The following is a 24214-nucleotide window of genomic DNA, read 5'->3' as shown; positions in this document are numbered from 1 at the left end:
TGATGAGACGAGGTGTGCATGTGCAGTCAGCCGTTGCGTGTGGCATTACCAGCAAAGGGCCATGGCGTAGCGCTAAAACTCCAGGGATCAATCAAGCATTGTCTTTAAAATATTTGAAATCTGAGGGGCTTTATTCGTTGCGTGATGGTTGGATCAAGCTTCACTATCCTAAGTGAAACGCCCTGTGCGGACCCGCATGCAGGGTGTTGTGGGGGCTGAGGGTTAGATACCCTCGGCTACCCGATGTACGCCCAGCATGGGCATGAACTAATGGGGTGAAAGTCCCCTGTGGGAAGATCACCGTTCAGCCGATTTTACCCGATTGAACGCTAACCACTAGCGAATGGCAAGGGCCAGCTTGATAGTGGTAGGTGATTTCGGGGATTTCGGGCAATCTGACAATAGTGTTCATGGTCTGGGCTTCACCTCATTTCATGGGCTTTTTATATTCGGGAAACTCCATCAGCCGAAAAATCGGCAGCTTGGCCGGCTTCCCCCTTTTACGGTATCTCGAAATCATCAAAGTCCCTCACGTAGTAACTTCGGGAAAGCCTTTATTGCCTCGCGTAAAGTTACGCAAAATTCATCAGCGGCTGGCGGTCTAGCCAACGTGTATGGAAATCATCAGTCGCGCGCGCGTGTACTGGTCTGAAAATCATCAGATGTGCAGCGCCTAAGCTCACGCTCTACGCCGAGGCGGACGAACTCCGACCGGTTGCGGTGGCAGTGATAGCCGGACTTCATCAAGGCATCAATGGCGTCCACGGTCTGGGCTTCAACTGAAACGATTAGTCGAACTGGTTGGCGGAATTTGCGCGGGTTACGGCTCATAACTTCCCCTCTCTCTGGTAACGGGCTTTCTAGTTTCAAGTTTTATCAATTCCTGGCGGGCTGGTGGCGCTTTGGTGGGTGTCTAGATACACCCTTCGCAAGTCTGCCCCCTCGTTGCAATACCGGCTTTGTGGGGCACAGCAAGCGGCGCAGGCCACAACGTGATTCATCATGGCCTCGTGCGCTGGCTTCCATGCCTCGGCGCTCTCTAGGTGGCTCTGCGGTGGTTCGGCGGCCTTGGCTGGCGGTGGCGTCCTGACTGATTCGGCGCGGCGGATTCGTTTCAGGTTTTATCAGGTTCAAATGCTTACTATTGCTAACAGGCCAGTTCGTACCAACGCTGCGTACCAATTTGAAATCTTGCCGCCATTTGCCACATGTCGCTATGAAAAATGGCAATATTCGCCAACAGGGTACGAGGCGGCTCACGCACAAATTCACATCTGTGCTAGTTTTAAAAGACAAATAGGTGAGGAGCCACCATGAAGGTATTAGTGTTTTTCCTGGTCGCAATTTTAATTACGGGTTGTGGCGTTAATAAAGCAAAAATTGCCTCACAGGCTGAAGGGCCAAAAGAGATTTTTGTCAGCTTGGCAGGCGACCCGCTGTTGATAAGTGTAGAGCTAAAACAGGAGCTAGCTTTTTACGGATATGCTGTGGCTCTTAGCACTGAGGAGTCTCTAAAAGATGTGCAGGTTAATTCAGGGGATCGAAGCACGACGTTCAAAAATGTAAGTGATTCAAACTATCGTTATGAGTTATCACTGGGCTATCGCCCGATACAGGATCGCATTCAATTAATTGCCGCGTCCCTGAGAGACAGGAAAACAAACACAGTTCTTGGAACATACCGGTGGTCATGGTCAAGAGGGCTGCCGGCCCCGACTATTGAAGAAGCAATTGCCATGATTCATAGAAATCTGTTGTCGCCGATTTTTCAATAATTGATTGGCGTTAAACGTGAATTGCTTTCTGCGCTCTAGGCTTTGATGTGTTGAAAATTATAGGGTCTGAAAGCATAAAAAGCCTGAACAATGGCGGGCGTATTGGTTCACCACTCAATCTGCTTTGTCCAGTGCTCTGGCCCTTATCTGGCGGCCTGTTGAGCATCCCAATAAACTCGCCGTAGTTCGGCCCCTCCATCGCAATACCGGCCCTGTGGGGCACGTCAGCCAGTGCAATGGGTATGACAAGCATTCGGCTGTTAGGCAGGCACGTGTAGCAGTCTGGATAGCAGTTCCCGGGCTGCCAGAACGTCCTCGGGGCCTGCAATGAATAACAGGTCGTGTAGTGCCGATTCAATATCGGCGGTTATCAGGTCATGGCGTAGCCCCTCTGCCAGGGCGCGGGTAATGTCTCCGGCTTGGTAGCGTAGGGTGATTCGGGGCTTGCCGGTCAATCTGGTGACGTTGCTCATGGTGTGTGCTCCTGCATTGTTCACGGTCTTTTATAGTCGGGAAGTTTCGGGTGTTTCTAAAATAGAGCTAAGTAGAAATAGGCTTTCCAATTACAAGTTTTGCACACTCGCCTTTACCTGCCTTCCCTGGCCAGTGTGCAGCGACTAGCAGCCGGGCAATGTGTGAATGCGTTTATGGTCTGGCTCCTTCGAGCTTATTGGCCAATCGCTTTGGGCCGCCGTGTGTAAAAGCACTGTTCAGAGGCTGCATAAACCCCAATGAGAAGTGGTAGGGGGTGGCATAAGTAGGAGTGGTGTATAAACGACACCTGTAAAACCTGAAAAAGCGCTCTACAGGGGTACAATTCGACACCTCTGGCCCTGATTTCATATAACGGGGTGTCGAAAGTGACACCTCTGGGTGGTCTAGGGGTGTCGAATATACACCGGTAGAGCTTTTATTCACGGGCCTTTTCCCAGTCATTTGTGGGCGCTCGATTTCGCCAGCATGGCATCCACGTAAGTCTCCAGGTTCGAGCTTTAGACTGTGTGCGAGAGCAAAAAAGGCTTTCATCTACTTTGACGATAAAACCAGATTTCTCTAACTCTTTGAATGCCCGTATGGCAGGTTTGTTAGAGCACGGTATCTCGCGCTCTGCCTGCCGAACTCCAAACCCTACGGGGCCCGCTGGCGTCCAATGCCGGTGTATAAGATGGATAAGCACCTTGGCGTAGGGGGTCAGTTTCAAGTACGCCTCAGAGGCCAGCAGGCGGCGCTGAATAACAACGGTTCCGCCTTTACCGTCAAACGGCAACTTAGACTTTTGCTTAGCCATAGTCCGGCCCTCACTTGGGGGCCAGTAGCAGGCGGGCAAGTTCCCTAGACTCTGGCTCTAAGTGGTAGATACCAGGGCGCGTCACAAAACCATCGCGGTCGATCTTCTCTACCCGTTCGGTGCGTATGCTCAGGTGGAACTTGTCGCGCAGTTCGCCGATGTAGTGCGGGCTGTTGCTGGCTCCGGCTACGCTGTCGCCTTCTTCACGTGGTAACTGGCCTATTAGCAGCGCAATGATTAAGCGGCGGTGCCGTGGGGTGATATACTGGCGCAGGCGTCTTGCTGTCAGGGCGGGCGTCTCGTTTTTCATGCCTTGCGCCCTTCCATCCGTTCAGCAATCCAGTTACGGATTACCGATTCTGGCCAAGCAACGGCACGTGCGCCAATTTTGACGGGCTTGGGAAAGGTACCGGCGGCCATGCCGTCATAGATGGTGGTTCGCGCCATGCCGGTGACTTGCTCAACCTCCGGGCGGCGTAGCATTCTGTCGAGTGGTGCGTAGTTGGTTTGTGCGGTCATGCCATGAACTCCCGTTATCGTCCGATGTGGTACGGGGCCATGGTCTAGTTTCTGCGGGGCATTAGGTGCCAACTGGCAAAAGCAATTGCCAACTGACAAAACCTAACCTTTCAATTCGGGGCAAGCCTTGAGTGCGGCGGTAATGGTGTTGCGAACGGTGGTTTCACTGAAGCCGTGGGGCGTGCGGTCGCTCTGCCCATCGCGTAAGTGCTCTGTGGCCAATTTCGCCAGTTGTAAGACGTTGGGCTTACCTGCTTTGTTGTAGGTGCCGGGCTTCGCTGCAAGGCCCAAAGCAAGGGCGGCAAGTGCTCGCTGGGTGCTGCGAAGCTCTGCGCTATCTCTGCCATCATCGGCTTGTCCGGTGGCTGCGGTGCTGGTGTCGTGCGAAATTGCTTGGTTGGTTAGCCCTAATGCGCTTGCTAGCCAGTCAGGTAATGGGTACTGACTCCGCTCTAGAAAGAGTTTTAAATCTTTTGCTTTGACTGTCACGTTCTCTAAAGGGTTTGGACTATTTTTCTCGTATCCTTCAACAGCAAGACCTTCGATATGCCAGTGCGCCAGAAGCTCCCAGGACTTATCCCCTTTGAGTGCCGCATTGCGCTCAAACTTGCGGGATATATTTAAGTACATGGGGTTGCTAACCGGACTGGACAAAAGGTTGCTATGGACGTATTCGGCAGATGGGTATGGAATGACTTTGCCATTCTTTTTCCCTAAGCCATAAAGCAGCATCCAATTCTGTATCTCTTTCATTTCGAGCTGATGTTCAAGGTTCATCGTCATACTTAATACTCGAAAACGGCGGCCTTGTGGCCTTGTGTCAGGTGGCTATAGCGTTGAACCATGGCTAGTGTTTTGTGGCCTAGAATGTCGGCTATTTCCCGCAGCCCGGCCCCGTCAGGCTAGGCACGGCCAAAACGGTTATGGCTTACGCGCCGCGGGGTCTGGTGATCTTCATTACCGCTTCTCCCATGCTGTAACTCCATCGTAGTCATTGCCGCCGGTAGCTACCCACTTGAAGCCGTTCGGTGCAATCGCTATGCATTCAGGTTGCCAGCCTGCGGCATTTTCCAGACTGGACACCCAACCGGCTACGGCATCGCCTGAAACGACTACGAACCCATCAGCGTGCTGTTTTCGGTATTCGGCTATTTCGGTTTGTAGACTCATGATTCACCCCTTGGGTTATTTGCTGGCGGTCTGGCCTATGGCCACCACGTTGCTGTTCGGCTTCTTCAGGTTGTCTAGGTAGTCGGCCCACTGCCGCATCATCTTCGTGCGTTCATCAATCCTGGCGGATCGGTTGTAGGCGGCGGCCACTTGGTTGCGCTGGCGATGGGCCAGTTGCAGCTCAATGATTTCCGGCGGCCATCCCATCTCGTGCAGAAGCGTTGAAGCGGTCGCTCTGAATCCGTGCCCCACCATGGTCGCACCGTCAAAGCCCATGCTTTTCAATGCTGTGTTAACTGTGTTTTCAGACATTGGCCGGCCTGGCCTTACCGACTCGAATACGTATGGCCTGTGGCCCGTTAGCTGCTTCAACGGCTTTAAGATCTCAATGGCTTGTGGTGACAGTGGGATTCTGTGGTCTGGCACCAGTCCAGCTCGCTTGGCCTTCACTGTGCCTTTCATGCGCTTGCCTGGCACTGTCCATATGCCCGCATCCAGGTCGATTTCTGACCATGCAGCTAGGCGTAGCTCACCGGGGCGGAGAAATACCAGAGGGGCTAATTGCAGGGCGGCGCAGGTCGTAGGCTGGCCCGCGTAGGCGTCAATTGCTCGGAGCAGTTTGGCTAACTCTTCCGGCTTAACAATGGCGGCTCTGTTTTTTGCGGGCACGGCTTTTAAAATGCCGCGTAGGTCTGCGGTGGGGTCTCTGGTGGCGCGGCCTTCCGATATGGCGAATCTGTATATCTGGCTGATTCGCTGGCGCATACGGTGTGCAGTTTCGTGCTTGCCCTTGGCTTCGATTTTTCGCAATACCTGAAGGGCCAGAGGCGGTTCAATATCGGTGATTGGCAGGCTGCCAAGGTGTGGGTATATCCAGTTTGTCAGGCGGTTGTGTGTAACTGAAATGGTGCTGTCGCTTAGCTGGCCTGTTTGCAGCTTCAGCCAATCCTCGGCAACCGCTTGAAACGTGTTGGCGTTAGCGGATAGATTCTTTGCGCTTTCTGAGCGGCGATGCGTGACAGGATCTTTGTTTTGGTCGAGTAGTTGCCGCGCATTGTCCCTTCCTGCCCGTGCGCTTTTCAGAGAGGTTTCTGGATAGCTGCCAAGGCTGAATGTTTTTTCTTTGCCGGCAAACCTATATCGAAACCACCACACTTTGGACTCGGGCTTTACCACCAGCGTCAGCCCGCCACCGTCCGCCAGCTTGCGGCGTCTCTGGCCTTCCGGCTTTGCGGCTTTTACCGTGCTGTCAGTCAGCTTATTGATTTCCCTGGCCATACCGTCACCTTTACCTGTTTGTGGGTACCGTTGGCGCTCTCTATCGCCAGTACCCGCAAGAGTACCCGCATCTTGTGGGTATTTCCAGTGGTGTCCCGGTAGTTCCGGCAAGGTTCTTTAAGGAGTAAAATTCTAATTTTTTCAGTGGTTTGCGGGCTTTCTAGGTAGTCTTTGGAATGGTTAATGGTGCCCTCGGCAGGACTCGAACCTGCTACCTTCCCCTTAGGAGGGGGACGCTCTATCCAGATGAGCTACGAAGGCATAATGCCAAGAAGAGCGGTATGATAACGGGCTGAGGCGCGTGGCTCAAGGCTTTGCGCGGGTTGTTTATTTTTGGAAGCGGCGCGATCAACACTGTGATGACGGATTTGAAAACGAATGTAAGGCTGAGTGTGATTGTGCCGGTGTGGAATGAGGCCGCTGCGATTGGCGCTTTGTTGCAGTCGCTGCGGGCTGCAGGCCATGAGGTGATTGTGGCGGATGGCGGCAGCACAGATGGCACGCAAGACTTGGCCCGGCTTTTATGTGATCAGCTGGTGAGTGCGGAGTTAGGGCGGTCGGCGCAGATGAACGCCGGCGCTGCGGTTGCCCAGGGTGACGTGTTGTTGTTTCTGCATGCCGATACGCAGTTGCCTGCGGATGCCGTGCAGCAATTGCAGGCATTTGTGCCAACGCTGAACGTATGGGGTCGATTCGACGTTCGCTTAAGTGGCTCGCGGCCGCTGTTTCGTGTGATTTCCTGGTTTATGAATAAGCGTTCGCGGTTGACCGGTATTTGTACCGGCGACCAGGCGATGTTTGTGCGCCGTGATGCCTTTGAAGCCCTGGGCGGTTTTGCACTCCAGCCGTTAATGGAAGATATCGAGTTGTCGCGGCGCTTGCGCGATGTGTCGCGGCCTTTCTGCATAGCAAGCCCGGTAACGACAGACAGCCGGCGCTGGCAGCAACAAGGTGCCTGGGCAACGATTGTGCTGATGTGGCGGCTGCGCTGGCGCTATTGGCGCGGTGAGTCTGCTGAGTCTTTGGCCCAAGCCTACCCATCGGATGTTCGTAATGCCGAATAATGAAAACAACTCTGACCAGCCGCTGGTCATGCAGTTCGCCAAATGGCCTGAAGCCGGCAAGGTAAAAACCCGTTTAATACCCGCACTGGGCGAGCAGGGGGCTCTGGCGGCGCATTGCGAGTTAACCCTGGCGGTGCTGGATAATTTGCTGGCGACGGCTTTACCGCTGCAGCTGTGGTGGGACTGTGATCGTACGCCCCCGGCAGCAGCTGCTGAAGTGATGAAAAAGTTGCAAGGGCAATGCGTGCAGCAGCGTTTTCAGAGCGATGGCAACCTTGGTGATCGCATGGCCGCGGCTTTGTGTGGTGCTTTGCATAGCCACAAAGTCGCCATCATTGTAGGCAGCGATTGCCCGTCAGTGGATGCCTCTCATGTTCTTCTGGCCGCTGAAAAGCTGATTCACGTTGATGTGGTGTTGGGGCCATCGGAAGACGGTGGTTATGTGTTGATCGGCGCGCGCAAGGTGGTGCCTGGCATGTTGGACGGTATTCACTGGGGTAGTGAGCATGTTCTGCGGCAAACCTGTGAGAAACTCGAAAGTGCGGGGCTGAGCGTTGGCTTGTTACCCATGCGCTGGGATGTGGATGAAGCTGAAGACTGGCAGCGATTTCAGCGTGAGTTTGTTGGCTGAAATCGCTGCCTCTGTTTCAAGAGCCGTTAGCCCTCTGTGACCGGCGGCTGGGCTCTGAGTTTTTGCATTTGTTCGTCTGCATTGCCGTGATTTGCTGACGCGGTCTTGTCTGCTCCTGAGTCTACGTCTGCGCTTACGTCTGTAATCTGGCCGTCCGAGGTGACCAGTAACGCCCGCTCACGTTGTTCCAATGCGGTGCGGAAAGTGCTTTGCAATTGCGCCAGGCTGACATTTTCAATCGCTGCTACCAATTGCTCGCGGGAGTCAAAGTTGCTGTTGCCGCGGTCAATTTCCTGCCAGAAGCGCCCGGAGATATCGCCCAGCTGGCGGTCTTGTTCCAGTATGCCGCTGATAACGGCCTGCTTTTCCTGCTCCAACTCTTTGCTTCCAATACTTGCCAGGGCACTGGCGAAGCTTTCCATAAACTCGTCCACAGCGGCATCGATAGCCTGCGGGTTGGTGTCTGGAGATTGCACGATTAACGCGAGCGCCGGGGTTTCCAGCATTTCGAATGATGTTGCGTAAACGATGTAGCCCAGTTGGCGCTGGGTGCGAATGTTCTCGTAGAACGGGCTGCGGATAATCTGAGTAAGTAGCCGATACTGCGCGCGCTCTGCCAGGCTGGTATTCGGACCTTGCAGGTACAGGGTGTAGCCGGCATCCGGGTGGCTTATGTTCATATTCACGCGGGTTTCGCCTGCGGGGATCTGGCGTATGCGGCTGCGTTCTACGTTCGTGTACTGGCTGTTGGCCATGATCAGAGCCCGTGCCTGCTGGGCCATGTTCAGCGCAGACGCGGTGCTGAGGTTGCCGTGAACCAGCATGACAGGGTCCAGGTTGATCATCAGCTGTTGCTGGAAGGCTTGAAGGTCATTCAGGGTGACTTCTTGAGCGGCTTTTAGCTTGTCTTCGGTCTGCCAGGCGCCCTGCAGAAGTGCGGTTTGAATATAGTCGGCAATCTGTTCACTGGGAGGATTACGGGATTCATTCACCAAGCTGTCCACAAGGTTCTGGCGCGCGATGTCAAAGCGTTGCTGGGTCAGTTCCGGGTTGGCTACCTGTTGTAAAATCTGGCCCAGCAGCGTGTTGGCTTGGTCGCTGTAGCCACCTACCCTCAGTGTTAATCCACGTAGATGGGGGTAAATGCTGTAGTCCAGCCCGGCCAGGCGCGCTGAGTAGGCCCAGGCGTTCAGGTTGGTATTCAGGGCGTCGGTCAGCAGTCGCAGCAGTACAGAGTTGCGGGCGGACTCCTGTGCCAGGGGCGTGCGCAGACTCAGGTATACGTTGGCTTTGGGGGTGCCGAAACGGGTATCGCGCGCGTACCACAGTTCAATCCCGCCACCATTATTGACATCATCATCGGCACCAGCACTCAGTAGTTGTTCGGGCTGGGTCATGGTGTTGCCACTGAGCATGGCAAGGTTTTCCGGTATGAAGGGGTTGGCTTGCGGTAGCGCAAGCTGGCTGGCCAAAGCGGCGCTGGCGGGTTGGTTCAATTGTTGAGCACTCAAGGGCTCCTGCTGCCACTGGGTGTTATACCACTGCGTAGCGCGAGCCTCGCCCAGATCGGGCTCGGGTTGCAGCACAAACAGCAGAAGGTTGTCGGTGGTGAGTTGCTCAAGAATCTCGCGGTACTGGTCGGGCGCGTAGCTTTCCAGCAACCAGGGCGCGCGCAGTATGTCGGCTGCCGGATAGTGTTGCAGTTGCCCGGCCAGGCGCATTACATGGTGTACGGGGTCGCTTTTTTCGTTAAAGCGAAAATCAATGTCGGCCAACTTGCGCATTTCTTCAAAACGTTGCTCGCTGATGCCGTTGTCGCGCACTTTGTCGATGTAGGCGAACACCAGCGGAAGAATGGTGTCTTGCTGCTCCAGACCTTGTTTGGTGAGGGCCATGGAGATTTCCAGTGTGGCGCCATCGCCCGTGTCCATTCCCAGGCCCGCCGACAGGCTTTCGGCCAGGCCCGCACGTTTCAGCACGTCAAACAGGCTACCAGGGCCTTCATGGCCTAACAGGTTGGTCACGTAGCGCTCTGGCTTGGTGCGGTATTGATCCTGCTGTGAAGCAATAGGGAATACCAGGGACATATTGCGGATGTCTTTCAGCGACGCTACCGTCACTTTTGTGGGCAGTTGCTTACGATCAACCAAAGGCGCGCTGTGGCGCTTCTGCGTCAGGTTGCGGTCTTCGATAGCGTCAAAGCGGCCACGCACCAATTGTTCCAGGCGATCCAGCGACTGCGGTCCGTAAACGGCGAGGTTCATCAGGTTGGCCGAGTAGTGCTGGCGCCAGAATGTGACCAGGTCTTCACGTAACGGCCTTTGTTCGCTGTTTTCCAGGGTGGTCAGGTTACCCACGGCAAACTGGTGGAAAGCGTGCTCGGCAGGCGTAACCGCTTTGCGAACTGAAAAAAAGCGACGGCCGTCTTCTTTGAGTTTGGAACTGTATTCGGAATGCACCGCGTTGCGTTCGCGATCTACCAATTCAGCGGTGAATAGGGGCGCGGAGAACTGCTGGGCGAAACGGTCCAGAGCCGGCTCTAGAAATTCGGCCTGTACGTCAAAGAAGTAGTTGGTGTCCTGAAACGCGGTGAAGGCGTTGTGGCTGCCGCCGTGGCTGGCGATGAACTGTTGGTACTCGCCGGGTTCAGGGTATTTCTCGGTGCCCAGAAACAACATGTGTTCCAGGAAGTGAGACAGGCCCTCGCGGTCGGCGGGGTCGTCGCCGCTGCCAACGGCTACATTTAAAGACGCGGCGGCTTTGTCTGCACTTTTGTCTGACACCAGTAACACTCGCAGGCCGTTATCCAATTGTAAATAACGATACAGGTTGGCGTCGTTGGGGCTTTTTGTTGGTTCCTGGGCGGCAAGGCTGAATGAACTGGCGACTAACAGAGATAAGAAGGTCAGGGCTGCTGGCCAGAATCGGTTTCGGCGTGGCAGCCGCGTCAGGGCAGGCATCATTTCAGTGCATCCTTGTTTTGCCGTGGGTCTGTGGTTGTTGATTTAAGGTTTTTCGCGCCAGGTCGGCGGCTTTGTCTGCGCTGAGCTCGCCAGAGGCAATGCGTTCCAGTACTGTTGCCATAACCGCAACAGTCTGGCGCTGGCTTTTGAATTCGGCTTGAAAAGCGGTGTCTATGGCTTCGTAAACGGCCTGAATTTTCTGCTCCCGATCGCCCGCTTTGGCGGCGGTGTCGTTGATGGCTTTCAGGCAGGCGCGCGCGATGGCAATGTAGCGCTCGGCGTTGGGGTTTTTCTGGGACATGAAGTCATTCCAAACAACAGATACGATGGATAACAGACGCGGGTGTGCGTCGAAAGTTCCTGATTATCGCATTGATGGCCGCGGGTTGCTAAAACCTCGATGCCTTGGGTCTTTATACGCAAACACTGCTATAACTTATTTTTACAATAACGTAACCATTAGGGCGGATAATGCATGAATTATTTTGTAACAGGCGGCACCGGGTTTATCGGTCGGTTTTTGATCGCCAGGTTGCTGGCGCGCGGCGCCATCGTTCATGTACTGGTGCGTGAGCAGTCGGTTCAAAAACTGGCGGACTTGCGGGAGAAGCTGGGCGTTGATGAAAAGCAGATTAAGGCGGTGGTCGGTGATTTGACGGCCCCGGGCCTGGGCCTTGATAAAAAAACATTAAAGCAGCTGAGTGGAAAGATTGATCACTTTTTTCACCTGGCGGCCATTTACGATATGTCTGCCAGTGAAGAATCACAGCAAGCCGCCAACATTGATGGCACTCGCGCTGCCGTGGCCGCAGCCGAGGCACTTAGCGCCGGGATTTTTCATCACGTGTCGTCCATCGCGGTAGCCGGTCTGTTTAAAGGCACCTTCCGTGAAGATATGTTTGCCGAGGCCGGTAAGCTGGACCACCCTTACTTCAGCACCAAACACGAGTCTGAGCGGGTGGTACGCGACGAATGCAAGGAGCCGTTCCGCATTTACCGCCCGGGTATGGTGATTGGTGACTCTGCTACCGGTGAGATGGACAAGGTAGACGGGCCTTATTACTTCTTCAAGATGATTCAGAAGATTCGCGGCGCGCTGCCCCAGTGGGTGCCCACCATAGGCCTTGAAGGCGGCCGTCTGAACATTGTGCCGGTGAATTTTGTGGCAGATGCGTTGGACCACATCGCCCACCTGCCAGACGAGGACGGCAAGTGTTTCCATCTGGTGGATTCTGACCCGTATAAGGTGGGTGAAATACTCAATATATTCTGTGAGGCGGGCCATGCACCCAAGATGGGCATGCGTATTGATTCGCGCATGTTCGGATTTGTGCCACCCTTTATTCGCCAGAGCCTGAAAAATTTGCCTCCGGTGAAGCGTATGAGTCGCGCTCTGCTGGATGATCTGGGTATTCCTGCGTCGGTGCTGTCTTTTATCAATTATCCCACTCGCTTTGATGCCCGCGAAACCGAGCGAGTGTTGCAGGGCACCGGTATAGAAGTACCCCGCCTGCCAGACTATGCACCGGTGATCTGGGATTACTGGGAGCGCAATCTGGACCCCGATCTTTTCATAGACCGCACTCTGCGCGGCACTGTGGAAGGTAAAGTGTGTGTGGTAACCGGCGCCACCTCCGGTATTGGCCTGGCGACTGCGGAAAAGCTGGCGGACGCGGGTGCGATTCTGGTGATTGGAGCGCGTACGCAGGAAACCCTGGACCAAGTGAGCGCACAGTTGAACGCGCGAGGCGCCAACGTACATGCTTATCAGTGTGATTTTGCGGATATGGACGCCTGTGACCGGTTTATTCAAACCGTTAGCGAGAACCATGGTGCGGTGGATGTGCTGATAAACAATGCCGGCCGTTCCATACGCCGCTCATTGGACAAGTCCTTTGATCGTTTTCACGATTTTGAACGCACCATGCAGCTGAACTATTTTGGTTCGTTGCGTTTGATCATGGGCTTTGCGCCGGCCATGTTAGAACGTCGCCGTGGCCACATCATCAATATTTCGTCTATTGGTGTGCTGACCAACGCGCCGCGTTTTTCGGCCTATGTGGCTTCTAAATCGGCATTGGATGCATTCAGCCGTTGCGCGGCGGCGGAGTGGTCAGACCGGCACGTTTGTTTTACCACCATCAACATGCCGTTGGTGAAAACGCCGATGATAGCGCCCACTAAAATCTATGATTCTGTGCCCACACTGAGCCCGGAAGAGGCAGCGGACATGGTGGTGAATGCGATTGTTTACCGGCCCAAGCGCATCGCGACGCGGCTTGGCGTGTTTGCTCAGGTGTTGAACGCGCTGGCACCCAAGGCGAGTGAAATTCTAATGAATACCGGCTATAAAATGTTCCCGGACTCCATGCCTAAAAAGGGCAAAGAGGTAAGCATTGAAAAGGGGGCATCCACCGACCAGGTGGCATTTGCGGCCATTATGCGGGGTATTCACTGGTAACAGGCATTATTACGGGTAACAAAAAAGCGGCGGTGCATTAGGGACCCTCGTTATCACCTATACCCAGCAAAACTGCCGCCGATTCCGACGCTCGCTGAGCTTTATCCATCAACTCACTCACAAGATCACCCCTTCACGCTTAATGTTTTCAAGTAATCGCGGGTTGGCGTACTCACCTGGACGCTCCCACTCGTCTTCCCAGACAGGAAGGGGTTGAATGAGGACGCCCGTTTCCAGAAGTACGTCGAAAGCGAGGTCGGCCAATTCCAGTTTCGTTTCTACAAAATTGCCCTTAGAGCCTCGGAGAAAGACCGCGATATCGGCATCGCTTTCCGAGTGATAATCGCCCCGTGCCCGACTACCGAAGAGGACGAACTGGGAAATATTAAAATCCCGAGAAGCCAGTTTTATAAACTGGGCTGCCGATTTTTTGGTTTTTGAGTCCATCGCCTACACTCTCTAATCGGTTACTTTCACTCGGGAAAAGACGCTTTTGAAAACTTTGTCCAGATCCTGAATTTGCGGACGAATCTTTCGGTCTATCGTCTCTTTTTGCTTGATGCCGGTTACACGCATCAGATCCTTGTGATGGCAGCCATTGTCATGCATGGCTTTAACGAAGCTGTCTCTGTAGGTGGCCGCCGTCGCACCTTCAATTCCCGCCATCTTAATAAATGACTTCAGTTTGGCTGTCATAGAGCGAGGCTGATACTCATCGCCTCCCTTCTTTCGTGGTGACAGCTTGAATGGCTGCCCGCGATCATTAACAAAAAACTGACTTCTTGGATTCGAACCTCGGTACCAAGATTGGTTGCTCTTAAAAAGCCCCTCAGCAACCCTCCAATTCATGTATTGCTCGAAAAATGGCAGCACATGATCTTCCGTATGCAGCTCCCTCGATTCGCCGTTGTATGCGGTGGTATCTGGTAGCGTCCATATCCGGAAAAATTCGCCGGATTGATCCATCACGTCCTCAAGGCGCAACAGGCTTAGCTCTGTTGGCGTTAGCCCCCAATAAAGCGCCCCCATAATCAGTGCCGAGTTTCGACCGCCGCATGGTAGGGCGCTGTTCATGTCGAGTAAGCGCTGCGCGTCCGCATCGTTAAAAATCCGTTCTATAGGCATTAAATAATTTACTCTTATCAGCTCATTCTATTGTATGTGACATAGCGCAGCATCACCTTTTTAAATGTGCAATACAATGCTATTCCTGATTTGTGACAATACAAAACCAAGGGTTTTATCAAACACCACTCCCAGAAGGCGGATCGAACAACAACGTGCAACCACTCACGACGTGCTGATGGCACGGCTCGATGAGGTGATCGAACTGGATGGCGAGGGCTTGATGCTGCACCGCGGCAACAGTCTTTATCGGGCGGGCCGCTCGGATGACGTGCTCAAGGTGAAGCGCTATCAGGACGCAGAAGCCGTCGTGGTTGGTTATTCACCGGGAGAGGGTAAGTATGACGGCATGCTGGGTGCGCTTCGGGTTGAGCGTCCGGATGGTCGTCAGTTTAAGCTCGGTTCGGGGTTGAGCGATGTGGAGCGAGCGTCGCCACCAGCCATAGGCGCCACGGTGACGTATAAATTCTTTGGCCACACTTCAACGGGTTGCCGCGATTTGCCAGCTTTATGCGAGTGCGGGATGACGAGCCGATGGTTAAAAAGTGATACGCCGGTGCGCCAGCGTTTGAGAAGCAGTAGCCCGCACGCTTTAACCTGCACACTGCCGGGCGGCGCTTTCCTTCAGTCGCTGTTGTTCCCGTGCCAGCAACCCGCTGACGGCGTGTAACTGGGCGATTTGTTGTTCCACCTTGACGCGTTTCTCGGCCATCAGTCGGGCACCCTCGGCACAGTCCATGTGGTTGTTGCGCAGACCATCCAGTATTTCCCGGATTTCCTTGAGCGAGAAGCCGAGCGACTGCAATTGCCGCAGTAGATTCACCTGCTCCACGGCGGCTTCCAGGTAATCCCGGTCATTATTCTGATCGCGCTTGATACCCACCAATAAGCCCTGTTTCTCGTAGTAACGCAGCGCGTGACGGCCGGTGCCCGTGCGGTTTGCAAGTTCGGCAATGTGCATGGTGATTTTTCCTGTTGACTGTAGACCTAACTCAATACTTTAGCATGGTGTTGTCGATGGACAACCAGCAGAGGAGCATCATCATGACAATCTTGGTAACGGGTGCAACGGGCTTTATTGGGCGTTATGTGTTGGCAGCGCTGACCGGGCGGGGCCTTCAGGTATTCGCCTTGATGCGTTCACAGGCAAAGCTTGCTGATTTACGGCAACAGGTGGACCACTTGGGTGGCAGAGGGGCGTTGGTCGAGGCTGTCGCGGGTGATCTTGACCGACAGGCCGGTGCCTACGAGGCCAGCAAGTTGGAAGGCGCCCTCAGGGTTCGGGCATTCGCCGAGCAAAACGCCCTGGCGATGGTGGAGGTGCAGCCCGCAACCGTCTCCGGCCACAGCGTGACGGGTGAACTGGACACAGCTCAGCCTTTGTACGCATTGATTGAAAATCTGGTGGCGGGACGGCTTGCGATGGTGCCTGGAACGCCAGACCACTGGCTGCCCCTGGTCAGCGTCGATGTGCTGGCGGGCCTGATCGCCGAGGCCAGCCTGGTCGAATCGGTGCCGGACCGCTTGCTGGCGTTGGATCGGACAACGCCGAATTTAATAGGGCTGCTGTCGCTGCTGGCCGTTCACTTGGAAGCAAGACCACCGAAGCATCATATGCCGATGGCGGCGGTCTGGGTCAGGTTCTCGATAATGGCGGTCAGGGTCGTTTGTTTGCCGTCGCACCTGAATGAGCATCGGCCTACCGCCGGTTTTATCCCAGAGCTTAAACGCTACTTCAATGGTTGAAACAACGCCTTCACATCGTCCGCTGTCAGCGCGGCGGAGAAGGTTTCTGTGGTGCCGTACAGGCTGTCGGCGAGCCGGGCTTTTCTCTCTTGCAGGGTTTGTATGCGTTCCTCGACAGTGCCCTCGCATATCAGCCGGTAGACGAAGACGGGCTTGTCCTGGCCGATGCGCCAGGCGCGGTCTGTGGCCTGGCGTTCGACGGCGGGGTTCCACCAGGGGTCGTAGTGAATCACGCAGTCGGCGGCGACCAGGTTGAGGCCTACGCCGCCGGCTTTCAGGCTGATCAGGAACAAGGGCGCTGCGCCGCTTTGGAACTGTTCTACCGGGGCTGCGCGGTTTTTGGTCTGGCCGGTGAGTTTGGCGTATATCAGCCCGCGCTCCTGAAAGGCTTTTTCGATAATGCCCAGCATGGAGGTGAACTGGGAGAAGATGATGATCTTGCGGCCTTCTTCCAGCAGCTCGGTGACCATGTCCAGCAGAAGGTCCAGCTTGGCAGAGGCCAGTTCGCTGTCGCTGGCCTGGCGTTTGAGCAGGGCGGGGTGACAGCAGATCTGGCGCAGTTTCAGCAGGGCTTCCAGAATTTCGATCTGGCTGCGGGCGATGCCCTTGTCGGCCATCAGGTCGCGGATCTTTTTGTCCATGCTGGCGCGGATGGTTTCGTACAGGTCGCGCTGGCCCCGGTTGAGCTCAACCATGCGCACCATCTCGGTTTTCTCCGGTAGCTCCGGGATTACCTGTTCCTTGGTGCGGCGCAGCAGGAAGGGCCGTATGCGACGGCAGAGGGCAGTGTGGCGCTCGGGGTTGCCGTCTTTCTCGATGGGGCTGCGGAAGAACTCCCGGAATTCCTGGTGATCGCCCAGATAGCCGGGCAGTACCAGGTCGAACAGGGACCAGAGCTCTCCCAGGTGGTTTTCCATGGGGGTGCCGGTGAGGGCGATCTTGTGTTCTGCTTTCAGAGCCCTGGCAGCTTTGGAGACCGCCGCCTTGGGGTTTTTCAGGTTCTGGGCTTCGTCGAAGACCGCGGTGGAGTAGGCGGTTTTGTCGTGCATCTCTCCATCCCGGGCCAGCAGCGGATAGCTGGTGATTACCAGGTCGGTGGTGTCCAGTTCCTGGAACTGTTTTTTGCGCTTGGGGCCGTGCAGCACCGTTACCATCAGGCCCGGTGTAAACCTGGCGGCTTCCGCCTGCCAGTTGGGTATCACGCTGGTGGGACAGATCACCATTGCGGGCTTGATAAGGCGACCCGCCTGTTTCTCAACCTGGAGGTGGGCGAGGGTTTGCAGGGTTTTGCCCAGGCCCATGTCGTCGGCCAGCACGCCGCCCAGGCCAGCGTCGCGAAGAAATTGCAGCCAGTTCAGGCCCTCCTGCTGGTAGTGGCGAAGAGCCGCCTGCAGGCCTTCGGGGGCGGGCACTGTGTCCAGCCCGGTGAAGTCTGTCAGCTTGCGGCCCAGGTCCTGCAGTTGTTCGCCACCACGCCAGTCGGCCTCGGACTGGCCGATCAGCCGGGCGGCTTCAATTCTGGGCAGGCGGAAAGGATCGGACGGGTCTTTGTCCCGGTAGAGCTCGAACAGGGTCTCCAGCATGGGTCGGATCCGTTCCGAAGGCACCCGGATCAGGGTTTCTTCGTCGTGCAGCCAGAGGTTTTCCGGTAGCTGGAGCTCGCCGGTGGAGTCTGTGCCGAAGTCGGGGCGCAGTAATTCCAGGCATTGCAGCAGCAGGGGGATCAGGTTGATCTGGTGGCCGTCCTGCACAATGCCCAGCTCCAGGTCGAACCAACCGTCTTCCCCGGCGGCGCTGGAGGCGCCGTACCATTCGTCGGCTTCCACCACCGGCACCTGGAAGGACTCGTCCATTTCAATGACCCAGCCGTCGGCCTCCAGAGCCGGGAGCGTCCAGGCCAGAAAGTCCAGCCAGTCTCCATGGGCGGGAAAGGTCAGATCGTTCCGGATAGCCGGGGGCAGGGTCATCAGCCCCTCGGCCATTTGCGCCAGGGGAACCAGGCCGACAATCCGGTTCCGGTGTTCGAACTCCCTGCGCGGATTGCGTTCAACCAGCAGGGTTTCGCCGTCCTGTTCCAGCTGGACAACGGCCATGGTCTCGCCCAGACCCAGAATCACGCCGTCGTAGCTGAACAGCAGTTTGGCGGCCATCCGTGGCGGCAGGCCGTCAGGCCGGGGCAAGGAATAGAGCTGGAGAATGGGTGTCGGGTCGGCCTGAATGCTGCGGGGTTCCCGGATGCCCTCCGGTAGGCCGATGTCGAACTGGTCCAGCACGGGTTTCAGGTGCAGAACGTGGCGGCTGATGTCTTCTGAGCTCAGAGTCGGCGTCGACAACAGCAAGTCCAGTGACCCCCCGGAAGAGGGCAGGTTCAGGCGACCGATTTTGTGATTCTGGGTGTCGATGTACCAGGGAGGCTCCGTGGTCACAACCCGGCATTCCTCCGGCAGCCCCGTCAGCATCAGGCTCCAGCGGCCGTCTGGGCCCTGCTGCCAGGTGAACTCCGCCTGCACGGGCTCGCCTGCACTCAGGGGGCGGTTGCTCTCGTGAGTCCAGTAAAGGCGGTCCGTGGCCACCGCCGCTTCGAGGAAGTGGGCTCCGGTGGCGCCTTCCAGGGTGGGGCTAAGCCGGAGCGCGGTGGGGGCGGCTTTCAGCCAGCACAGGGCTGGTACGTCTGCATCCTGGATGTATTTGGGACGGTTATAATCCAGGTTGGCGTTTGTCCAGGCGGAGGTCAGCGACTTCTGGCCGAACTCGCCGTTTTTCTTGATGCGGACTTTGCCTACCGACACAGACAGGCCATGCCCGAACTTCAACTCGTTCAGGGTGTAAATGAGCTGCTCATTGGAGGGCTTCGCCTGTGGTTTGGAGCGTGCCCGCAGCGCATTGAACCAGTTGGTCAGGGCGAGATCGTTTGTTCCGGACGGGCGGTCGGTTGCCTCCTGTTCCTGGCGACGGTTTGCCTCCAGTAATACGGCCACGGCATGTTTGCACAAATTCCCTACCGGACAAGTGCACAAGGAACGCAGAGCCCATGGGCTGCGGGGGTCAATGGATACCAGGGTTTGATAGGTCTGACCGCTGCCTTCCACCACCGCATCCAGTTTGCGGATGCTGGCCCCCTCCAGGGAGCTGTTCAGGTAAAGAACCCGCTCCTCGTTGAAGTAGCGTCTGCCCCTTTGCAGGGTAGCGGTTCCGAAAACTTCGAGCAGGGTTGGTTGGTCAATCAGTAGGGTCATGGTGCGTCCGGGCAAAGCCGGCATTGTAATATACTCGGGTGCTCAGAACAGCCCGGGGGCGATTCGAATGTCGCATTGGGTGGGGCCGCCCTGAACCAGTGGCAGCCCGGAGGATACGTGGCCTATATTGAAAACCCTACGGTAGAGAAAATGGGCATCCCCGGTGCTTCTCTATTTAGGAAATATCGTCGGCGAACTATTAATCAACCGTCCGGCAGCTCCGGACGAAACCACTACCGGGCCGGCTCACGGCCGCCCGGTCGGTAGGCTTTTATCTTGAACTGAGACGGATACAACAGCACCTCAATACGTCGGTTTTTCCGACGACTGACGGTATCAATTTCCTTAACCAGCGGTCGGGTATCCGCAAAACCCACTGCCTGCATCCGGCTGGGGTCGATACCGGCCTCTCTCAACACCCGCACCGCTGACGCAGCCCGTGACGCCGATAACTCCCAGTTGGTTGGATACAAACTCTGCAAGGCAGGAGCAATGGAGCGGCTGTCGCTGTGCCCCTGAATACTGATCAGGTGATCCGGAAAGCTTTTCAGTGCATCAGCGAGCAACGTCAGGGTGTGCCGGCCGGCTTTGCCGATTCTGGCAGAACCGGAATTAAACACGATGCTCTCCGGCAGCTTGATCACGGTGGTGCCATCTTCCAGCCGGGACACCAGACTTTCCTTCTCATGACTCAGGGATTGCAGCCGCGACTGAAGGTTATCGGTTGCCGCTTTTTCCTGTGCCATCCGGGCTTCCAGCACGTTGATGGTCTCGGTGGCAGACTGGCTGCGAGCTTGCTGTAGCGCGAGCTGCTCACGTGCTTGTTGGTATTGCTCGGCAACAGACTGGCGCTGCTCGGTTGCCGACGCCAGTGCGGATTGATGCTGCCAGACTTCCCGGCGCGCATCGGCAAGCGCGGCGTTGGCTTCCGCCAGCTGTTTTTCAAGCTCGGCAATGCGGTTCTGCGCGTCGGTCTGCTTGGCGGTCGCCGTGTTCAGGTCCGACGTCAGTGCGTTGCGTCGCTGGGATAAGTTCTCAACGTGCTTGGTGGCTGCAGCCAGCTGCGCCGTAAGAGCAGCGATCTGATCCCGGCTCCGTTTGAGCTGACTACCCTGCTCGGCGACCTGCCCCTCCCGTTTGGCCAACGCCGCCTGCGCTGTTTCCAGCTGGGACTTGAGCTTCTCAGCCTGCTGTTGCGCAGTCTGCAAGTCGGCCTTGGCCCCGGCCAGCGTCTGACGCAGGCGGTCGAGTTCGGCTTCCAGTTTATCCGCACTGCTGGTGCGATGTTCGAGCCGCGCCCGAGCTGCCGTCAGCGCCTGCTCGTTTTGTTGCAGTTGGCTACGCAGATCTTCCGCATTGGATTCAGCGGTCGAGCGTGCATCGGTCAGCTGCGTTATATCCGACTGCAGGGAGCGGTAGCCGTATAGTGCCAGCCCGCCTGCCAGAATCAGTACCACCACCAGTCCACTGTTTACCCAACCTCGGCGCGACATCACTCACCCTGCCTGTGTTTTATGACGACATATTGAGTAAGTCTAGCAGAGACTATTGAACAGCAATGAGGTAAGCGCCAATAAATTCGCGTCTGTACCCAGAATCCAGAGTTCGCCACACTGATTCCTGCCTGTTACCCGAGGAGGAATCTCGCATGAACAATCCCGACCTACACCCGTGCTGGGACCAGACACTATCTGACTGGCAGGCCTTTGGCTTGTCCGGCGCTGCTTTCTGCAAGGAACAATCGCTCAGTTACCACCGGTTTGTCTACTGGCGCAAGAAGCTGACAGAGCCTGATCACCACCCGGATGAGAAGTCCGCAGTCACGGGATTTGCCAGGGTGGCGCGCATTCCGGCGTTTGCTCCCGGAGAGGAGCTAACCGTGTCATTACCCGGCGGCATCTCGATCACCGAGTTGCATGCGGGCAATATCGAGTTGCTGGGCGCGGTCCTGAGGCAGTTGTGATGCGACGCCGGTACCTGCGCCCGTCATTGGGATTGCCGGAGATTTATCTGTACCGGGCGCCGATTGATTTCCGCAAGCAGGCCAACGGCCTGGCCCTGCTGATCGTTAAAGATGATGTTGGTTTCGCAGCACCACTGAATCTCGCGGCTGGAGCTGATGCCCTTGGATGAGCGCGCAGCGGCAGCTTCGTGTTTACATGCTGGCCAACAGCTAGCCAGGCGCGGCACGCGAATGCCTTTGCCTCCGCTTCGCTGCATCAAAGTCATCAGTGCGCTTCGGCGTTAGCCGTCATAGAAGTATGGACGGGGAACGAAAGAAAGCATTAAAGAAGCTCGGCAAGCAAGAGGTTCAGAGGCGCTCTGAAGAGCTGCATGCTAGATTGTGTGAGGCAAATCTTTTGCAGTGGATTCGGCACGTCCCCTAGGGTCTGTTGACAATTGACTGTAAGTCTTTGAAAGGTAAGAGCAAGCTCGTATAATGAAGTTCCGAAACAACAATCATACGAGCCCGCAATGCCCAGATACAGGCTCACAGAGGAACTGTGGTCCAAGCTGAGAGAAATATTGCTTCAATTCAGTCTGTATAACAAGGCAGGTCTGCGCAAAACAGTCGAAGGNATTCTGTTCAGAATGCGGACCGGTGTGCCCTGGAGAGATCTGCCAGGCCACTTCGGAAAATGGAATTCTGTCTACAAAGTCTTCAATGACTGGTCGAAAAAAGGCATCTGGAAAAAGCTCTTCAACGTGCTGAAAACAGACTCCGATCTGGAATGGGTCTTCATTGATGGCCGCTCTGTGAAAGCACACCAGCACAGTGCCGGCGCCGCGGGTGGCTACGACGAGAATAAGGGACTCGACTGGCCGTTGTACAAGCTCAGACATCGGGTGGAAAACGCGTTTGCCAGACTCAAGCATTATCGGGCCGTCGCCACCCGATATGACAAACTGACTCGTCATTATGAGAGCATCGTGTCATTGGCTTGCGCCATTTATCTGGTTGCCGATGTGAATTGTCAACAGACCCTGGCACCGCCGCTTTTTTTTATACCGCAACTTTTCAATTCTGCAATAACACTATTCGAAAGGCGGGGGTGGAAAGCCCCCAAGTTCCTGCCAGCGATTCACGATACTGCAGAAAAGGTCGGCGGTTTTTTCCGCGTCGTAAGCCGCGGAGTGCGCTTCTTTACTGTCAAACGGGATGCGGGCCAGTTTACAGGCCTGGGCCAACACTGTGTGGCCATAAGCCAGGCCTGCCAGGGTGGCGGTATCAAACGTCGAAAACGGATGAAACGGATTGCGTTTGATGTCTGCGCGCATGCTGGCGGCGAATACAAAGTTGTGATCAAACGTGGCGTTGTGCCCCACAAGAACCGCACGTTTGCAGTCAAAGGCCTTCATCGCCTTGCGTATCGGACTGAATATTTCACTCAGGCCTTCGCGTTCCGGCACCGCTTCACGCTCTGGGTCCCACGGATCTATGCCGGTAAAGTCCAGCGATGACTGCTCGAAGTTAGCGCCTTCAAACGGGTCTATCTGCTGCAGGTAAGTTTCGCCACGGTGCAGAAAGCCGTTTTCGTCCATGGTGACCATCACCGCTGCTATTTCCAGCAAAGCGTCTTTGGCGGGGTTGAATCCGGCCGTTTCAACATCTACGACAACAGGAAGAAACCCGCGAAAGCGACGGGACATGGGGTGCGTTTGGCTGTTTTCTTCGGTCACTCAAACTCCAACGATGGCGCTATGTGAAAAGATAATGTAATGAAGGATTACGCCAGGCGCCAGTAAATGGTTTCACCGGCGCTCAATGGCACGATGCTGCCACCGGCTAGCGGCAGCTCATCAGGCATGGTCCAGGGCTCGCGTACCAGGGTTATGGTGTCTGTGTTACGCGGCAGGCCATAAAAATCGGCACCGTTGAAACTGGCGAAAGCTTCAAATTTATCCAGCACGCCCAACTCTTCAAATACTTGTGCGTACAGGCTGATAGCGCCAAACGCCGAGTAGCAGCCGGCGCAACCGCACGCCGTTTCTTTGCGGTCTTTGGCGTGGGGTGCGGAATCGGTGCCCAGAAAAAACCGTTTGTCGCCGCTGGCCACTGCTTCTCGCAGCGCCTGTTGATGGCGATTGCGCTTAAGAATGGGCAGGCAGTACAAGTGAGGCCTTACACCGCCAACCAGCATGTGGTTACGATTGTACATCAGATGCTGGGGGGTGATGGTGGCCGCCAGATTGTCGCCTTGGTGCTGACGCACGAAGTCGGCGGAATCTGCGGTGGTGATGTGCTCTAAAACCACTTTCAAGTTCGGAAACGCCGCCAGTGTCGGCGCCAGAACCCGCTCCAGAAATACTTTTTCACGATCAAAAATGTCGATGTCGGCATTGGTTACTTCGCCGTGTACCAGCAGCAGCATGCCGCAATCGGCCATGGCCTGCAGTGCCGGAAAGATGTTGGCCACATCGGTTACACCGGAATCCGAGTTGGTGGTCGCTCCGGCCGGGTACAGTTTGGCAGCGACTACGCCCTGCGCCCTGGCTTGTCGCACGCACTCTGGCGTGGTGGTTTCGGTCAGGTACAAGGTCATCAACGGTTCGAAATGGCTGTTACCGGCCGCGCTGCGAATACGCTCGGCGTAGGCCAACGCCTGGTCGGCAGTGGTCACCGGCGGTACCAGATTGGGCATGATAATAGCGCGACCGAATACCGCAGCGGTATTCGGTACCACGTCATTCAATATAGCGCCGTCACGAACGTGCAGGTGCCAGTCGTCGGGGCGGGTAATCGTCAGTTTCTGGGTCATGATTGCGAGCCACTCATTAAAAAACCGATGCGTTTTAAAACGTGAAAGATGCAAAAGGTGAAAGATGCTATGCGCGAAAGATACGCTGCGGCGCCGAAAAATTGACAATAGCATAACAGAAGGTTGCGCGGTTTGTTTTACTCAAGGGACCTTGATGGCAACGGCCGCGTTATAAAAATGGGTGGCGACCTAAAGATG

Annotated in this window: 24 protein-coding genes, 1 tRNA gene and 1 pseudogene; 9 read left to right on the top strand and 17 right to left on the bottom strand. The window is 55.8% G+C overall.

Translation table 11 applies throughout. The features are described 5' to 3' along the window. Positions 1 to 624 precede the first annotated feature (624 nt). Positions 625 to 831, bottom strand: a complete 207-nt coding sequence (locus tag A3OI_RS0108415) for a ribbon-helix-helix domain-containing protein (protein WP_018403844.1) — start codon at positions 829 to 831, stop codon at positions 625 to 627. A gap of 482 nt (positions 832 to 1313) precedes the next feature. Here A3OI_RS0108415 and A3OI_RS0108410 point away from each other — a divergent pair, with 482 nt between their 5' ends. Next, positions 1314 to 1775, top strand: a complete 462-nt coding sequence (locus A3OI_RS0108410) for a hypothetical protein (RefSeq protein ID WP_018403843.1) — start codon at positions 1314 to 1316, stop codon at positions 1773 to 1775. Between the two features lie 260 nt (positions 1776 to 2035). Here the strand turns inward: A3OI_RS0108410 and A3OI_RS0108405 are convergent, their stop codons facing one another. The 7 genes from A3OI_RS0108405 to A3OI_RS0108370 form a co-directional block, all read right to left on the bottom strand. Beyond that, complete coding sequence (locus A3OI_RS0108405; RefSeq protein WP_018403842.1) at positions 2036 to 2248, bottom strand: hypothetical protein; 213 nt, start codon at positions 2246 to 2248, stop codon at positions 2036 to 2038. 825 nt (positions 2249 to 3073) lie between these two features. Next, the gene (locus A3OI_RS19645; RefSeq protein ID WP_018403840.1) at positions 3074 to 3373 is read right to left on the bottom strand and encodes a hypothetical protein; all 300 of its coding nucleotides are present in this window, start codon (positions 3371 to 3373) and stop codon (positions 3074 to 3076) included. Then, a complete protein-coding gene (locus tag A3OI_RS0108390) occupies positions 3370 to 3582 on the bottom strand; it encodes a helix-turn-helix transcriptional regulator (protein ID WP_018403839.1) in 213 nt (70 codons plus the stop codon). Before A3OI_RS0108390 ends, A3OI_RS19645 begins: the two co-directional genes overlap by 4 nt. Before the next feature lie 102 nt (positions 3583 to 3684). Further along, complete coding sequence (locus A3OI_RS0108385) at positions 3685 to 4365, bottom strand: hypothetical protein (RefSeq protein ID WP_018403838.1); 681 nt, start codon at positions 4363 to 4365, stop codon at positions 3685 to 3687. Between the two features lie 174 nt (positions 4366 to 4539). After that, on the bottom strand, positions 4540 to 4752 hold the full coding sequence (locus A3OI_RS19640) for a hypothetical protein (protein WP_018403837.1): 213 nt from the start codon (positions 4750 to 4752) through the stop codon (positions 4540 to 4542). A gap of 15 nt (positions 4753 to 4767) precedes the next feature. Next, positions 4768 to 6030: a tyrosine-type recombinase/integrase gene (locus tag A3OI_RS0108375; protein WP_018403836.1), complete on the bottom strand. Its 1263-nt coding sequence runs from the start codon at positions 6028 to 6030 to the stop codon at positions 4768 to 4770. Between the two features lie 184 nt (positions 6031 to 6214). Continuing rightward, positions 6215 to 6291: transfer RNA gene (locus tag A3OI_RS0108370), tRNA-Arg, on the bottom strand. 98 nt (positions 6292 to 6389) lie between these two features. On the opposite strand from A3OI_RS0108370, the gene A3OI_RS0108365 reads away from it, so the two are divergent. Both A3OI_RS0108365 and A3OI_RS0108360 read left to right on the top strand, forming a co-directional pair. Continuing rightward, positions 6390 to 7094: a TIGR04283 family arsenosugar biosynthesis glycosyltransferase gene (locus tag A3OI_RS0108365; RefSeq protein ID WP_051078077.1), complete on the top strand. Its 705-nt coding sequence runs from the start codon at positions 6390 to 6392 to the stop codon at positions 7092 to 7094. Continuing rightward, positions 7084 to 7725 carry a TIGR04282 family arsenosugar biosynthesis glycosyltransferase gene (locus A3OI_RS0108360; protein WP_018403834.1) on the top strand — a complete coding sequence of 214 codons (642 nt, stop codon included), beginning with the start codon at positions 7084 to 7086 and terminating at the stop codon, positions 7723 to 7725. The genes A3OI_RS0108365 and A3OI_RS0108360 overlap by 11 nt, the downstream gene beginning before the upstream one ends. A gap of 26 nt (positions 7726 to 7751) precedes the next feature. On the opposite strand, the gene A3OI_RS0108355 is transcribed toward A3OI_RS0108360, so the two are convergent. Further along, positions 7752 to 10688 (bottom strand): insulinase family protein, encoded by a 2937-nt coding sequence (locus A3OI_RS0108355; protein ID WP_018403833.1) that lies wholly within the window; start codon positions 10686 to 10688, stop codon positions 7752 to 7754. A 1-nt stretch (position 10689) separates the two neighbouring features. Next, positions 10690 to 10989, bottom strand: a complete 300-nt coding sequence (locus A3OI_RS0108350; RefSeq protein ID WP_018403832.1) for a hypothetical protein — start codon at positions 10987 to 10989, stop codon at positions 10690 to 10692. A 174-nt stretch (positions 10990 to 11163) separates the two neighbouring features. On the opposite strand from A3OI_RS0108350, the gene A3OI_RS0108345 reads away from it, so the two are divergent. Beyond that, a complete protein-coding gene (locus A3OI_RS0108345; RefSeq protein WP_018403831.1) occupies positions 11164 to 13149 on the top strand; it encodes an SDR family oxidoreductase in 1986 nt (661 codons plus the stop codon). 117 nt (positions 13150 to 13266) lie between these two features. Here A3OI_RS0108345 and A3OI_RS0108340 read toward each other — a convergent pair whose 3' ends face one another. Both A3OI_RS0108340 and A3OI_RS0108335 read right to left on the bottom strand, forming a co-directional pair. Next, a complete protein-coding gene (locus A3OI_RS0108340; protein ID WP_018403830.1) occupies positions 13267 to 13596 on the bottom strand; it encodes a nucleotidyltransferase domain-containing protein in 330 nt (109 codons plus the stop codon). 12 nt (positions 13597 to 13608) lie between these two features. Continuing rightward, a complete protein-coding gene (locus A3OI_RS0108335; protein WP_018403829.1) occupies positions 13609 to 14274 on the bottom strand; it encodes a site-specific integrase in 666 nt (221 codons plus the stop codon). Between the two features lie 76 nt (positions 14275 to 14350). On the opposite strand from A3OI_RS0108335, the gene A3OI_RS21790 reads away from it, so the two are divergent. Further along, on the top strand, positions 14351 to 14944 hold the full coding sequence (locus A3OI_RS21790) for a hypothetical protein (protein ID WP_323806873.1): 594 nt from the start codon (positions 14351 to 14353) through the stop codon (positions 14942 to 14944). Here the strand turns inward: A3OI_RS21790 and A3OI_RS0108330 are convergent. After that, positions 14867 to 15235, bottom strand: coding sequence for a MerR family transcriptional regulator (locus A3OI_RS0108330; protein WP_018403828.1), 369 nt, complete (start codon positions 15233 to 15235; stop codon positions 14867 to 14869). The genes A3OI_RS21790 and A3OI_RS0108330 overlap by 78 nt on opposite strands. Before the next feature lie 83 nt (positions 15236 to 15318). Between A3OI_RS0108330 and A3OI_RS19635 the strand changes: the two genes are divergently transcribed. Continuing rightward, positions 15319 to 16020 (top strand): SDR family oxidoreductase, encoded by a 702-nt coding sequence (locus tag A3OI_RS19635; protein WP_018403827.1) that lies wholly within the window; start codon positions 15319 to 15321, stop codon positions 16018 to 16020. Here A3OI_RS19635 and A3OI_RS0108320 read toward each other — a convergent pair. Next, positions 16005 to 19256, bottom strand: coding sequence for a DEAD/DEAH box helicase (locus tag A3OI_RS0108320; RefSeq protein ID WP_018403826.1), 3252 nt, complete (start codon positions 19254 to 19256; stop codon positions 16005 to 16007). The genes A3OI_RS19635 and A3OI_RS0108320 overlap by 16 nt on opposite strands. 233 nt (positions 19257 to 19489) lie before the next feature. Next, complete coding sequence (locus tag A3OI_RS0108315) at positions 19490 to 20749, bottom strand: OmpA family protein (protein ID WP_018403825.1); 1260 nt, start codon at positions 20747 to 20749, stop codon at positions 19490 to 19492. Between the two features lie 155 nt (positions 20750 to 20904). On the opposite strand from A3OI_RS0108315, the gene tnpA reads away from it, so the two are divergent. The 3 genes and pseudogenes from tnpA to A3OI_RS21785 all read left to right on the top strand — a co-directional run bounded on the left by tnpA (position 20905) and on the right by A3OI_RS21785 (position 22227). After that, positions 20905 to 21219 carry an IS66 family insertion sequence element accessory protein TnpA gene (gene tnpA / locus A3OI_RS0108310; protein WP_018403824.1) on the top strand — a complete coding sequence of 105 codons (315 nt, stop codon included), beginning with the start codon at positions 20905 to 20907 and terminating at the stop codon, positions 21217 to 21219. Continuing rightward, entirely contained in the window at positions 21216 to 21389 is a 174-nt protein-coding gene (locus A3OI_RS22680) for a hypothetical protein (RefSeq protein WP_155903055.1), read from the top strand. Before tnpA ends, A3OI_RS22680 begins: the two co-directional genes overlap by 4 nt. Before the next feature lie 342 nt (positions 21390 to 21731). Beyond that, positions 21732 to 22227, top strand: a pseudogene (locus A3OI_RS21785) (transposase). A gap of 65 nt (positions 22228 to 22292) precedes the next feature. Here A3OI_RS21785 and rnt read toward each other — a convergent pair. Next, positions 22293 to 22937 (bottom strand): ribonuclease T, encoded by a 645-nt coding sequence (rnt, locus tag A3OI_RS0108295; protein ID WP_018403821.1) that lies wholly within the window; start codon positions 22935 to 22937, stop codon positions 22293 to 22295. Positions 22938 to 22984: 47 nt separating this feature from the next. Then, on the bottom strand, positions 22985 to 24016 hold the full coding sequence (gene pyrC / locus A3OI_RS0108290) for a dihydroorotase (protein ID WP_018403820.1): 1032 nt from the start codon (positions 24014 to 24016) through the stop codon (positions 22985 to 22987). Positions 24017 to 24214: the final 198 nt, after the last annotated feature.

The sequence above is a fragment of the Marinobacter gelidimuriae genome (assembly GCF_000372805.1).
In the GTDB taxonomy this organism is placed as follows: Bacteria; Pseudomonadota; Gammaproteobacteria; order Pseudomonadales; family Oleiphilaceae; genus Marinobacter; species Marinobacter gelidimuriae.
The sequence above is the reverse complement of the archived record's forward strand: the minus strand, read 5'-3'. Positions and strand labels throughout refer to the sequence as shown.